Source organism: Paraburkholderia ginsengiterrae, from assembly GCF_001645125.1.
In the GTDB taxonomy this organism is placed as follows: domain Bacteria; phylum Pseudomonadota; class Gammaproteobacteria; order Burkholderiales; family Burkholderiaceae; genus Paraburkholderia; species Paraburkholderia ginsengiterrae.
Map to the genome: position 1 here is coordinate 1 of NZ_LXKA01000338.1, position 13,349 is coordinate 13,349.

General features: G+C 62.1%; 12 protein-coding genes. 2 read left to right on the top strand and 10 right to left on the bottom strand.

The window, feature by feature from the left end:
- Positions 1–201: 201 nt before the first annotated feature.
- The 4 genes from A6V37_RS26770 to A6V37_RS26785 all read right to left on the bottom strand — a co-directional run bounded on the left by A6V37_RS26770 (position 202) and on the right by A6V37_RS26785 (position 3,798).
- Positions 202–1,113, bottom strand: coding sequence for a sterol desaturase family protein (locus A6V37_RS26770; RefSeq protein WP_064271731.1), 912 nt, complete (start codon positions 1,111–1,113; stop codon positions 202–204).
- Between the two features lie 109 nt (positions 1,114–1,222).
- Positions 1,223–1,927 carry a LytR/AlgR family response regulator transcription factor gene (locus tag A6V37_RS26775; RefSeq protein WP_064271451.1) on the bottom strand — a complete coding sequence of 235 codons (705 nt, stop codon included), beginning with the start codon at positions 1,925–1,927 and terminating at the stop codon, positions 1,223–1,225.
- Entirely contained in the window at positions 1,915–2,997 is a 1,083-nt protein-coding gene (locus A6V37_RS26780) for a sensor histidine kinase (protein ID WP_082902888.1), read from the bottom strand. Before A6V37_RS26780 ends, A6V37_RS26775 begins: the two co-directional genes overlap by 13 nt.
- Before the next feature lie 357 nt (positions 2,998–3,354).
- Positions 3,355–3,798: a thioesterase family protein gene (locus tag A6V37_RS26785; RefSeq protein ID WP_064271452.1), complete on the bottom strand. Its 444-nt coding sequence runs from the start codon at positions 3,796–3,798 to the stop codon at positions 3,355–3,357.
- A 252-nt stretch (positions 3,799–4,050) separates the two neighbouring features.
- On the opposite strand from A6V37_RS26785, the gene A6V37_RS26790 reads away from it, so the two are divergent.
- Together A6V37_RS26790 and A6V37_RS26795 are read left to right on the top strand one after the other, a co-directional pair.
- Positions 4,051–4,659, top strand: a complete 609-nt coding sequence (locus tag A6V37_RS26790) for a GNAT family N-acetyltransferase (protein WP_064271453.1) — start codon at positions 4,051–4,053, stop codon at positions 4,657–4,659.
- Positions 4,660–4,788: 129 nt separating this feature from the next.
- A complete protein-coding gene (locus A6V37_RS26795) occupies positions 4,789–5,451 on the top strand; it encodes a dihydrofolate reductase family protein (protein WP_064271454.1) in 663 nt (220 codons plus the stop codon).
- 115 nt (positions 5,452–5,566) lie between these two features.
- Here A6V37_RS26795 and A6V37_RS26800 read toward each other — a convergent pair whose 3' ends face one another.
- The 6 genes from A6V37_RS26800 to A6V37_RS26825 form a co-directional block, all read right to left on the bottom strand.
- Complete coding sequence (locus tag A6V37_RS26800) at positions 5,567–7,279, bottom strand: SulP family inorganic anion transporter (RefSeq protein WP_064271455.1); 1,713 nt, start codon at positions 7,277–7,279, stop codon at positions 5,567–5,569.
- Positions 7,280–7,826: 547 nt separating this feature from the next.
- Complete coding sequence (locus A6V37_RS26805; protein ID WP_207547682.1) at positions 7,827–8,876, bottom strand: LacI family DNA-binding transcriptional regulator; 1,050 nt, start codon at positions 8,874–8,876, stop codon at positions 7,827–7,829.
- Positions 8,877–8,889: 13 nt separating this feature from the next.
- Positions 8,890–10,179, bottom strand: a complete 1,290-nt coding sequence (locus A6V37_RS26810) for an ABC transporter ATP-binding protein (RefSeq protein ID WP_208607896.1) — start codon at positions 10,177–10,179, stop codon at positions 8,890–8,892.
- 11 nt (positions 10,180–10,190) lie between these two features.
- Complete coding sequence (locus tag A6V37_RS26815) at positions 10,191–11,108, bottom strand: carbohydrate ABC transporter permease (protein WP_064271457.1); 918 nt, start codon at positions 11,106–11,108, stop codon at positions 10,191–10,193.
- Complete coding sequence (locus tag A6V37_RS26820; protein ID WP_064271458.1) at positions 11,108–12,049, bottom strand: carbohydrate ABC transporter permease; 942 nt, start codon at positions 12,047–12,049, stop codon at positions 11,108–11,110. The genes A6V37_RS26815 and A6V37_RS26820 overlap by 1 nt, the downstream gene beginning before the upstream one ends.
- A 9-nt stretch (positions 12,050–12,058) precedes the next feature.
- Positions 12,059–13,297, bottom strand: a complete 1,239-nt coding sequence (locus A6V37_RS26825; protein ID WP_064286475.1) for an ABC transporter substrate-binding protein — start codon at positions 13,295–13,297, stop codon at positions 12,059–12,061.
- Positions 13,298–13,349: the final 52 nt, after the last annotated feature.

Sequence of the window (13,349 nt, forward strand, 5' to 3'; positions counted from 1 at the left end):
GCGGCGCTGAACGGATTGTCCGTCGTACGCGAGGTCTTCGCAGAGTCTGGGATACAGCTACCACTCGATTGAGGTCCCGGGGCCGGGGCGGGAATAGCCGGTCTCTGGCCTCGGCCGCGCGGGTACCAAGCGCAGCGACCGACCCGATTGTGCCAATCGGCTTAAGTTCGCGATCGTCCGCTCCCAGGTCGCCAGGCGACACTATCGCTGCCCCACTCCGCAGTACCGAGGGTCTGCCCGACGCCTTAGCTCTTCTGTTGTTTCCCCTTTGCCGTCTGGCTGCCAGCCGGGCGGTCTGGCTACGTAGCCATATATATCGCGTACAGACCGCGCGGACAGGAGGTCGCGCCACAACGCGTGCCAGTGCTGGAACTCGATAGTGAGAAGGTTATAGGTCGTCGCCGGCCGGACAAGACCGAAGCGACATGGCACGTCGCGCATTTCCGCGATATAGGTACCAAATAGTCGATCGAACACGATCAGCACACCACCATAGTTTCCATCAAGGTATTCGAGGTTGGACGCATGATGCACGCGGTGTGCCGACGGCGTGTTGAAAATCCATTCCAGCGGCCCGAGGCGTGGAATCCAGGTGACGTGCAGCCAGAACTGGTAGAGCAGGTTAAGCGAAAGCAGCATCAACACGCTCTGGGGTGGCAAGCCGAATAGCGGCGCAGCCACGAAAAACAGCATCGAACCAGTAAGACGGCCAGTCCATCCGATGCGGTACGCGGCGGAAAGGTAGAGTTGATTGGGTGAATGATGGACAGCATGGGTGCACCAGAACCAACGCGTCCGATGGGCCGCACGGTGGTACCAGTAATAGCAGAATTCCTGAACAACGAAGCAGGCCAGCCACCCACTCCAATGGTTCATCGGTAGAGTCCACAGTCTGTGCCGCCAGACCCAGTTCATCGCATCGCTCCAGAACACTAGTGGCAGCAACCAGCGCAACGGATACTCACGAACGAGAAAGTCGACCACCGACACACCGCCTGCCTTCCAGTCATAGCCGTACCTGCCCCGTCGGACAACGAGCACCAGGGCCTCGGTCATTGAAGCGACGAGGACCAGGACATTGGCGTATTTGAGTACTGCGAGCAACACAGCCATGGCCGGATCATCCATAGGGCGATATCAGCCAGCGTAGTTTGACGCTCCTTGCGCAGCAATCGGCCTGGGACGAACTGAGTCTGCCGTGGGGCAGATTGGGCGATCCGCGCTAGTGCCGCAGGCGCTGCATCAGTGTTTCGCGATGCTGTCGGCTACAGGGGACCTCGACACCACTGCGCAGCACCACTGTGGCATCGCCTTTGCCGCGCGGCCGCACAGCGAGCACCGCGGCAAGCGCCACCGCAGCGCCTCGGTGCGTGCGGACAAATGCAGGGGCGAGATCATTGAGCAAAGCGGCCAGCGTGCGTCGCATCAGCAGGCTCCGTCCGGGAAGATGGATGTTGACGTAGTTGTCGGCCGCCTCCAGCCATTCGATTTCCGCGCAGTGCACGACATACGTTTGTCCCCGATCGGCGATCATCAAATGCGCCGGCATGCCAGCGCTCGGGCGAGCCGCACCGCGGACTGGCTCGCGCAACCGCTGCACAGTACGCGCGAGGCGCTCCGGCTCGACAGGTTTCAACAGGTAGTCGATCGCCTGGGCATCGAAGGCTCTCAACGCATATTGATCGAACGCGGTAACGAATACCAGTGCTGGAGCATCGTCCGGCAACGACGCCGCCACATCGAAGCCGTCGATCTCAGGCATTTGTACGTCGAGGAAAATCACGTCCGGCCGCAACTGCGCAGCAAGCATCAGCGCTGTTGCACCGTCGGCGGCTTCGGCAATCACCTCGACATCAGGAAATGCCTCAAGCATCCGCAGCAGTTTCCCGCGAGCAAGCGCCTCGTCGTCGACAATCAGTGCGCGCATGGCAGGCTCACCCCAACTATCAGGCCATTTCCCGGCCGCAGTCGCAATTCGAGGCTCGCCTGCGTGCCGTACAACGATTGCAGGCGGCGCTCGAGGTTGCCAAGACCCACACCACGCTGTTCAGGAAGAAGCTTCAGGTCGCCATCATCCTCGAACTCGATCTGCAACCGGCTCACACCGCGCTTGATGCGTATTGCGATGTGCGTCAATGCGCTGCGTTTCTCGACAACATGACGAAAGCAGTTTTCCAGCAGCGGCTGGAGTCCGAGTGTCGGGACGCGGCAATCCTGTGCATTGGCATCAATTTCCCATGAAATCCGGACGCGATCGGCGAAACGCTGAAGCATGATGTCTGCATAGGCGCGCAGCAAATTCAGCTCATCGGCCAGCGACTGCTCTGGACGCTGGCTTGCGTCGGTCGCCGTGCGCAACAGGGTCGCCAGACGGGTGAGCAGCATGTCGGCCGCGTCGGGATCAGTATGGATCAGCGATGAAACGGTGTTCAGCGCGTTAAACAGAAAGTGGGGTTGCAGTTGCTGGGTCAGTTGTGCGAGTTGCGCCTGTCGCGCGAGGTTCGCCTGCTTCTCGGCGGCCAACCGCTCTTCCACCCACGCCCTGTAGGACCGGACACCGAAAAGGATACCGCTGAACAGCGCATAGAACATGACGAAACTCGTCGCTTCGTAGGCCATCACTTCGAGCCACGGTCCGTGCTGGTACCTGGAGCCTGCCAGTGCATAGATACCAAATCGCAACGCATACATTGCAGTGATATACGCGACCATTTGCAGCGGCATCGACGCCCAGGAGCGGAGAAACCATTGCAGCGGCTGGTTGAGAAGACTATCGCGCCAATCCCTGCGCCTGATGTGCACTGCAATCAGCACCGTGGCAGCAAGCGCTGAGGACCCGTTGTTGACAAGCGGCCGCCAGAACTGCAGCTTGCCTGTCCACAGCGATTCCTGAATCCCCAGAGCCAGCATGAGCAGCCAGAACGTGGCCCACACCCAAAGCAGGCGCCGCCATAAGATCATCGGTTTGGGCTCGCCGAAGAGATAGCTAGTGTTCATTTTCCCGGCTCATTTACGCTCATCCACGACGCAGGCTTCGCCACGCGCCACAATTCGACCATGCCAAATGGCAGTTGTCTCCCCACCCAATCCCGGCGAATGCTGATTATGGTAATCGCAAAAACTTATCCAGGGCCATGCCAGACCCTGCCTACGTTGACGATTACGGTGTGCACACCCGCTTGGACGGCGTGCTGTGGGCCCCACCCCGAGGTGCTGGTGGTAGGGTCGATGCGTTCAAGCGTATTCGGAGAGACATCGCTCTCCGGGAAATAGGCTACAGGACAGCGGTCTGATTCATATCGCGCCGACACAGCGCAGATCGCGCTCCAGCCACAACGGACCGAACCGGGAAGTTCAGTCGACGGTATTGACGTTCGGAAACTTGCTACGGAACGCGTGCGGCATCGGCACGACCTCTTTCATCTCGTAGTTGAAGAACACGAAACCCGACTTCGCCATGGCGATAAGCGCGCCGTCTGCCGGTCGCGTGATGCGGAAGATGATGTCGCCGCCATATCGGTTGAAATCCATGATGCCAACTTCAAAGCATAAGCGGTCGCGCGCATAAGCTTCCGCGCGATAGGTTGTGGCGAGATCGGTCACGATGATGCTCGTGTGCCCTTCCTTCATGTCCTCGATACCGGCGTCGAACAGGAAGCGTGCGCGGGCCTCGGAAATCATCGAGATCATCGAATCGTTCGCGAGATGGTTCGCGCCGTTGATGTCGGTGACGCGCACCGTGAGATGCGTCGTGTAGTAAAACTGGTTCTCAGGGAACTGCAGGTGAATACGGGCCATGGCTTGAAACTCGGGTTGAGAAAATGTGCGCCCTTGCAGGGCGCTGATGCCTGATTCTAGCTGGTCGACGTGCAGGACGTGCGTAGAGGAAGGTCCACCGAACCAGGGGCGATCACCCCGTAACCGACAAATGCAACTGCCGAAAACGGCCGCGCATACGCGGCGCTGCCACTCGTCTCAATGCACGCGGTTGTTGGTTCCCGGTCCACATGTTTTAATGGGTCACCTACTTCCGGCTCCCCGGTTCCGATCATGTCATTGTTTCAGCCCGTCACGCTGACTACCCCTCGACTCATTCTGCGGCCGCTTCGTCAGGACGACGCGCAAGCGCTGTTCGCGATCTGGTCGGACGCGGAAGCGATGCGCTATTTTTCGTTTCCAACCATGACTTCCTTGAATCAGGCCGTGGATTGTGTCGCCCATATATTGAAGCGGTCCGCAGACGGCCAGGATCTCGCATGCGTGCTTGAGTTGCAGGCAACCGGCGAAGTGCTCGGCAAATGCGATCTCTTTCACGCGCATGAGCCATGCCGCCGCGCGGAAATCGGCTTCAGTCTGCTACGCCAGCAATGGGGGCGCGGATACATGCGTGAGGCTGCCTCCGCGATGATCGAGCACGCGTTCGGTACGCTGAAGTTACGCCGCATCGAGGCAGATATCGACCCGCGCAATCACGCCTCGGCGCGTCTTCTCGAACGGCTCGGGTTTGTCCGCGAAGGGCTGCTTCGTGAGCGCTGGATCGTCGGTGACGAGGTGTCGGATAGCGCACTCTACGGGCTGCTCGACAGTGATCGTCCAGCCGCTCTTCCAGGTGAAATTTCCGTAGTTCGATCCGCCAGTCATGCTGGTAGGGTATGTTGACAGCCTTCTATGCGATCCTTCAGCCAGATATCTGCGTTGCGGCACCTGCTAACGGCTGGCAGAGTCCAACATACGAAGCAATTGATACGTCCCAGACCTAATAGTTAGGCATCCAACCGGAGATATCAGATGACACGAGTTCGCGTTGCCGGCTTCACCATCTCGCTCGACGGATACGGAGCGGGCCCAGATCAAGACATCCAGAATCCGCTCGGCATTGGCGGAACGGATCTGCACCAGTGGTTAATTCCAACACGCACGTTCCAGCGGTCCCTGTTCGGGAAGGAAGGCGGCACGACCGGGGTTGACGATGATTTCGCCGCTCGAAGCTTCGCGAACGTTGGCGCCTGGATTCTCGGGAGGAACATGTTCAGCCCCCTTCGTGGCCCGTGGCCGGACATGAACTGGAAAGGCTGGTGGGGAGACAACCCACCGTATCACGTCCCGGTCTACATCATGACGCATCATGCGCGCCCATCCATCGAGATGGACGGCGGCACGACCTTCCATTTCGTCACGGGCGGCATTCGCGACGCGCTTGAAAAGGCACGCGAGGCAGCCGGCGGAATGGACGTACGCATAGGCGGTGGGGCGAATACCATTCAGCAGTTTCTTCGCGAAGGCCTCATCGATGAACTGCATATTGCCATCTCGCCCGTCCTGCTCGGCGGAGGAGAACGGCTATTCGAAGGGGTTGACATGCGGGCTCTGGGCTACGAATGCGTCGAATCCGTAGCATCGGAGAAAGCCACGCACGTGGTCCTACGGCGCAAAGGGCGAGCGGCCGCCTGACCGCCGGTTGCGGCGGCCGGCCGTGCGCGGGTTTTCGCACACGTCCAAGTTTGAATTTCAGTTCCCGTGATGTACGGCACCTCGCGGCGCGGCCTCGCGAGCCCGCAACCCGCGCTCAGGTGCCCTCTTTCACATGCCGGTCCGGCTGCTCCACCCCGGCCGTGCGCAGCGCCTCGTGCAGGGTGCCGAAAATGCCGCTTTCCTCGACAACCGGTGTGATGCCGTGCCGGTCCATATCCGAACGCAGGTAGCGGTTCACACGCGCGAAGAGCAGCGTGATGCCTTCGCGCTTCAACGTCTCGCACAACTCGCCCACCGAGCGCGCCGCGGAATAGTCGAGGTCGGTGATCGCACCCGCGTCGACCACGAAATGCCGCGGCTTGCTCGGCGCGCCGTCGATCAGCGCCCGAACATCCTCGACGAAAAAGTGATCGTTCGCGTAAAACAGATCGGCGCCGAAGCGATAGACGATCAACCCCGGCGCGGTCTGGATGCCTGCCACGGCGGGCACCGGCACCCAGATGCCGTCGCCGCCGGGGGCGAGAATCATCGTGTGCGGACGGTAGCTGTGGCGGACGTGCCGCAGCAGCGAAAGCGCCACCGCCACCAGGATGCCGTGCTCGACCCCGATCAGCACCACCGCCGCCGCGGTGAACACGGCGAGCGCGAATTCACCGGGGCTTTCGCTGCGAATCGCCGACAGCATCTTCAGATTGATGAGGCCGATGGCGATCGTGAACACGATGCTGGCGAGGATGCAGTGGGGCAGATATTGCAGGAAGCGGCTGAAAAACAGCAGCACCACGACCACCACCGCCGCGAAGGCGAGTTGCGCGAACTGGCTGCGCGTGCCGGCACGATCGGCCATGGCGGTCTGCGTCGGGCTGCCGTTCACCACGAACGCCCCGGAAAACGCCGCCGCGGCATTCGCCGCAGCAAGCCCCAGCAGGTCGGCGTTGGTATCCACGGATTCGTGATAACGCTCGGCGAACACCCGGCTGGCGGCGGCGCTTTGCGCGACGATCATCACAAAGCAGGAAGCCGCAACGGGCAGCAGATCGAGTACCTGCATCCACGTCACCGAGGGCATGCGTAGCGGCGGCAAGCCGCCCGCCACCGGGCCGAGCACGGAGATGCCGTGGGCCGCGAAGCCGTAGACGTCGCTCGCGGCAATGCCCGCCACGACCGCGATCAACGGCACGGGCGCGCGTGGCAGAAAGCGTTTGCACGTCAGAGTGGCGACGACCACCAGCAGCGAAATGGCGAACGTCGGCACATTGATCTGCGCCGCTTCGCGCACCACCAGCATGACCTGATCGACGCTGCGCGCGGCATGGCCGGGCAGGCCGAGCATGTCGCCCAGCATCGCGATGCCAACCTGTACGCCGACGCCGGCAAGAAAGCCGACCAGTACAGTACGCGACAGAAAGTCGGCGAGAAAGCCTAATTTGAAGATCCGCGCGACCAGCAGCAACGCGGCGGTGAGCAGCGCGACCATGCCGGCGAGCGCGGCATACTCGGCGCTGGACGCCGGCGCCATGGTGGAGAGGCGGCTTGCGAAAATGGTGGCGGTAGCAGAATCGGCGGCCACAACGAGGTGCCGCGACGCACCGAAAAACGCAAAGGCGATCAGCGGCAGAAAGACCGTGTAGAGGCCCGTCACGGCGGGCATGCCGGCAATGCGGGCGTAGCCCAGCACCTGTGGAATATCCATCGACGCCAGCTGGACGCCGGCCAGCGCGTCACGGGCCGCCGCGGCGCGGCCCAACGGAAGCACGCCCTTCAGCACGCTTACGCGCGCCGTTATATTCGCCAGAAAATCTCGCATACGCGATGCTGCCCCAAACGTAGGTAATCGCGCATCGTGCCGTGACCCGGCACTCAAAGGCAAGACTTATGGCGTGAACGCCTCAAGAAAACTGCGCAACCCGGCAAGCGCATGGACAGCGCAGCCGATGTAACGCGCTTTCGGATTCAACGCTTGAAGTGGCCTGTCAGCGGATCCACGTGCCGCGCGAAACCAATCAACGCGGCAATACAGATCGGACAGGCGATGAAGAAGACGGACAGCATCTCGCACCCCGTAACAAATTGTTACTAGCAAGTCTAAGCGAACTGCATGCAAAAAAAATTGGGGAAACCGCAAATCACTCTTGTCGAGAGCCGCACCAGTCTTGGGGCAACGCCTGCTCGAACACGTCGCGGGAAGAGGGAAATATGCCGCAATTAGCGGGGTGGATGCGCGGCACGCTCGCGCGCAAACGCTTGCGGGTGCGTTTATCGATCGGGCGAAGCGCACGCCCGCGTCCCGTGGTTAGGTGAAAACCTCTATGCCCCGAAATACAGCGGATGGGGCGCATCTTTCGGCGCGCCCTTCAGGCCGGAAGCGTCGATGCCGCTGTGGCGGATGCCGGCACGCCCGGTGCCATGCCCACCGATTCCCGCATCGTCACGCTGACGGGAAACTCGCGGACGATCTCCCACGTGGTCCGGTAGCACTGATTGAGCAGCCAGCGCACCGCATTCTGCGTCAACTCCGCAGTCGGGATATGCACCGACGTCAACCCGGGTGCGGCAAACGCCGCCGAATAGTCGTCGTCGTAGCCGATCACCGAGACCTCGCCGGGGACGGCAATGCCCGCCTGGTAAAAGCGCGCCAGCGCGCTCACCGCCATCGTGTCGTTGGCGCAGAACACGCCCGTGAAGCGGCGCCTGCCATCGAGCAGTTTTTCCGCGGCGGTGTAGCCCCCTTCCGGCGAGAAATCCGATTCGATCAGCGTGACGTCGTCGCGCGCAATGCCCTCGCGCGCCAGTTCGGCAAAGAAGCCCTCCAGACGGGCCAGGTTGTCCGAGGAGCTGAACGGCCCGGAGATCACCGCGATCTCCCGGTGTCCGTGATCGAGCAACGTGCGGGCAGCCAGTTCGCCGCCGCGCCGGTGGTCGGCGCAAAAAGACGCCTCCGGCAACTGGTCGAACGCGCGGTTCAGGAACACCATTTTCGGGTGCATGCGATGCAGCATGAGCAGGTCTTCGTCGTGCAGATCGTGGCTGATCACCACCACGCCGTCGCAATCGCGGTCGATCAGGAAGCGCACCGCGTCGATGGCCTGCTCGCGCGGCGACAGATCTCCGCTGCCGGTCGCCACCACCACGTGGCGGCGCACCGCGCGCAGTTCGGCGTCGGTCTGCTTGAGTATCGTGCCGTAGTAGGAGCCGAAGAAGGTCGGCACGAAAATGCCGACCATGCCGAGCGACTGGGTCGCCATGGCACGGCCAATGGACGACGGGCGAAAGTTCAGTTGCTCGATGGCCGCCTTCACGCGGGCGGCGGCATCGGCCGAGATGGGTCCTTTGCCGGAAATGGCGCGCGAGGCGGTCGACATCCCCACGCCGGCCAGTGCGGCGACATCTTTCAGTGTTGCCACGCGATCTCTCCGTCTATCCATGTTGTATTTTCGGCGACGCCGCGCGCCGGCGCGACAAACGCGCGCCGCCCGCTTCGTCGAACAGCGAGACATGCGTACTGTCGAACGAGAACGCCACGGTGTCCCCCACCGCCAACGGCGTCTTCGTCTGGTCGATCGATGCGACCTGCATTCCATGATAGTCGAGCCAGATGACGCGGTGGTTGCCCATCGGCTCCACCAGCGAAACTTTTGCACGCTGGCTCGCGCCCTCGTCTTGCGGCGCTTCTGTTGGCGCGTCTGTTTGCGCGTCGATCCGCTCCCTGATCCGCACGTCTTCCGCTCGCACGCCGAGCACGCAGCGCAACGCATTCGCGGGCGTGTTTTTAAACGGATACTTCGACACGCCGAGCCGCCAGTTCGCCGTACAGAAGTCCACCGAGCCGTCCCGCGCTTCGAGCCTGCCTTCGAGCAGATTCATGGCGGGCGTGCCCAGAAAAGTCGCGACAAACAGGTTCTCGGGTCGCGCGTAGACTTCCGCCGGGGTGCCAAACTGCTGGATCACGCCGCCGCGCATCACCGCCATGCGGGTGGCGAGCGTCATGGCCTCCACCTGGTCGTGCGTCACGTAGATCATCGTCGCGCCCAGGCGCTGATGCAGTTGCTTGAGTTCGCGGCGCAGCTCGGTGCGCAACTTGGCGTCGAGATTGGAGAGCGGTTCGTCGAACAGAAACACGTCGGCCTCGCGCACGATCGCCCGGCCGATCGCCACCCGTTGCCGCTGCCCGCCCGAGAGCTGCGCCGGTTTGCGCTTCAGGAGCGGCCCGAGCTGCAGCATCTCCGACGCCCGCGCCACGCGCCGCGCGATTTCCGCCTTCGGCGTGCCGTTGATGCGCAACGCGAACGACAGATTGCGCTCCACGCTCATGGTCGGATACAGCGCGTACGACTGGAACACCAGCGCGATGCGCCGGTCTTTCGGATCGGCCCAGGTCATGTCCTCGCCGGCAATCTCGATGCTGCCGCCGCTCACGTCGATCAGCCCGGCAATGCTGTGCAGCAAGGTGGACTTGCCGCAGCCGGACGGCCCGAGCAGCACGACGAATTCTCCCGCCCGCACATCGAGATCGAGGTTCTCGATCACCGTGTTGGCGCCCAGGCGAATGGTCAGATTGCGCACCGCAACGTTGGCGGCAGTCGTGACGCCCTCTTTGTCCGCCACCTCGGCATGGCTCGCCACGCCCTCCACTTCAGCCGCCTCGTCGGCCGCCTCATCTGCCTTCGCGCGCGCCACCGCATTTGCCAGATTAGCCACGTTTGTCATCGCCCTATGCCCTATCCCTTGACGGCGCCCGATGCAATGCCGCGCACGAACCAGCGGCCCGACACGAAGTAGACCGCGAGCGGCACCATGGAGGTCAAAATCGTGGCCGCCATGTTGACGTTATAGAGCCGCTCGCCGGTCGTCGTATTGATGATGTTATTCAGTTGCACCGTCATCGGCAGATTTTTGGTGCCGGCGAACACGAGGCCGAGAATGAAATCATTCCAGATGCCCGTGACCTGCATGATGAGCGCCACCACGATGATCGGCGTGGACATGGGCAGCATGAGCTGCACGAAGATGCGCCAGAAGCCGCCGCCGTCGATGCGTGCCGCCTTGAACAGCTCCTGCGGAATCGACGCGTAGTAGTTGCGGAACAGCAGCGTCATGACCGGCATGCCGAAGACGGTGTGGATCACCACGATACCGGGCAGCGAACTGAACAGATGCACGCTCGCCAGCACGCGCACGAGCGGGTAGACCATCACCTGCACGGGAATGAACGCGCCCATCAGCAAAACCCCGAACAGCAGGCCGGCGCCGCGCGGCCGCCAGAACGACAATGCATAGCCGTTCACCGCGCCGATGGCGATCGAGAACAGCGTGCTCGGCACGACGATGCGCACCGAGTTCCAGAAGCCGACCTGAATGCCGTTGCAATCGAGCCCGGTGCAGGCGGAGTGCCACGCCGCGCTCCATGCGTCCAGCGTGAAATGGGTGGGAAACGCCAAGAGATTGCCGAGCCGGATCTCGCTCATCGGCTTGACCGAGGTGACGAGCATCACGTACAGCGGCAGCAGAAAGAACAGCGCCGCCGTGAGCAGAAACGCGTAGACGCCGAGGCGTGCCGGCGTAAATGCCCGGCGGCGGCGCCGATTGCGCGCCCTACCCGGCGTGCCGCCTTTCAGCGGCGAGCTGAGCGTGTTCATCACGCCTCCTTGCGCAGGGCTGCGCGGCTGCGGGCATAGAAGAACGGCGCGAGAATCGCCAGCACCGTCGCGAGCAACACGATCGACGCCGCCGAGGCGAGCCCGATATTGGCGCGGCCGAACAGATAGTCCATGATGAACTTCGCCGGCACTTCGCTCGCCGTGCCGGGTCCGCCTTGCGTCATCGCGACCACCGCGTCGAACAGCTTCACGACCATCACGAACAGCAGAACGAACGCGGTGGACAGCGAGGGCCCCAGCATCGGCACGACGATGCTGACATAGACGCGCCAACGCGGAATGCCGTCGATGCGCGCGGCCTTCCACAATTCGTCGTCGATGCCGCGCAAGCCGGCCAGCATCAGCGCCATCACCAGACCCGAAGCCTGCCACACGGTAGCGATGACGATTGTGTAGATCACCCAGTCCTGATCGACGATCCAGTCGAAACGCGCGTGCGCGAAACCGAGTTTGTGCAACACGGCCTGCGCACCCAGTTCCGGGTTCAGAATCCACTGCCACACGAGCCCCGTCGCCACGAACGACATCGCATACGGATAGAGGAACACCGTGCGCAATGCGCCTTCCGCGACCACGCGCTGATCGATGAAAATCGCCAGCAGCAAGCCGATCACCATGCACGCCACGATAAAGCACGCGCCGTAGATCACGATGTTCTGCAGCGACAGCAGCCAGCGGTCGTTATTGAAAAGCCGCGCGTATTGCGTCAAACCGGCAAAGTCGCCGGAAGGAAACGTACGTGAATTGCTAAGCGAGACGCGCGCGGTCCAGACCATCGTGCCGAGATACGCGAGCACGACGGTCAGGACCATCGGCAGCAAGGCAATCCAGACTGCCAAAGAAAAGCGCTTTTTTAGCGGCTTTCTGGCGCGCGCTTTTCGTGGTTTCGAGTCGGAGGCCGGCAACTTGAGCGCGTGCATGACGCGCGCCTAGCTCTTTAACGCATTGGCAAACGCCTTTTGCGCGTCGTCGACCGGCTGGTTCTTGTTCCAGAAGTTTGTGATGACGTCGATCAACGCCCCTTGCGTATCAGGCGAGAGCAGCATTTCCGGATTCGGCAACTGACGCGACTTGTCCTTCATGATCGCAATGCCCTCCTTCGCGCAAATGTCGAGGCTGCCGGCGTCCACGTCGGGACGAATGGGGATCGAGCCTTTCTTCGCGCTGAATGCGACCTGCGCGGACGGCGAAGTCATCACCGTGGCCAGCAGATTTTGCGCCTTGATCGTGGTGGCGTTGTCGGTTTTCGGAAACACGAACACGTCGCCCGCGACGAGATACGGCGAATGCGGGCCGAAACCCGGGAAGCAGCCGAAGTCCTTGCCCGCGCTCTGATTGGCCGCCGAGAATTCGCCCTTGGCCCAGTCGCCCATGATCTGCACGCCGGCCTTGCCGGAAATCACCAGCGCCGTGGCGTCGTTCCAGTTACGCCCCGGCGAACCGGGATCGACGAAATCGTGCAGGCGCTTGAACGAGACGAGTACCTTTTTGAACGCATCCGACTTCACGGCATTCATGTCGTGATCGCGGTACACCTTGAGGTAGAGATCGGGGCCGCCCACGTCCGCGAACACGGCGTCGAACGTGATTTTTTCCTGCCAGGGCTGGCCGCCGAGGGCCAAAGGAATCACGCCCGCTGCTTTGAGTTTGCCGAGATCGGCGATGAACTCGTCGTAGCTCTTCGGCTCTGCGGCGATACCGGCTTTCTGGAACACCGGCTTCGAGTAGAAGAACCACGCCGGCATATGGATATCGACGGGAGCGGCGTAGTAATGGCCCTTCACCTTGATGCTGTCGATAATCGACTGCGGGAATATGCCGTTCCAGTTCTCTTTCGCGGCGACATCGTCGACGTTGTTCAGCAGGCCCTGATCGATCAGGTCGTGAAACTGCCTGGACGTATTGAATTGCGCGGCCGTGGGTGGATCGCCGCCGACAATCCGGTTGATTGCCGTGGAGCGGGCCTGATCGGCGCCCGCCACCGCGTTGTCGACCCATTGTCCGCCGGCCTTGTTGTACGCATCGGCAAACTGGCGGATGGCGGCCGATTCGCCGCCCGAGGTCCACCAGTGAATCACGTTGGCCTTCAAAGGCTCCGCATGCGCGACGGCGCCACTCAACGCCAGCGCTGCAACCACAACTCGCAAGGCCATCTTTTTGCTGTTCATCCCGTCTCCGTCAGTCCGGGCGTTGCGCCCTTGTTTCAAGTCGACATGCAAA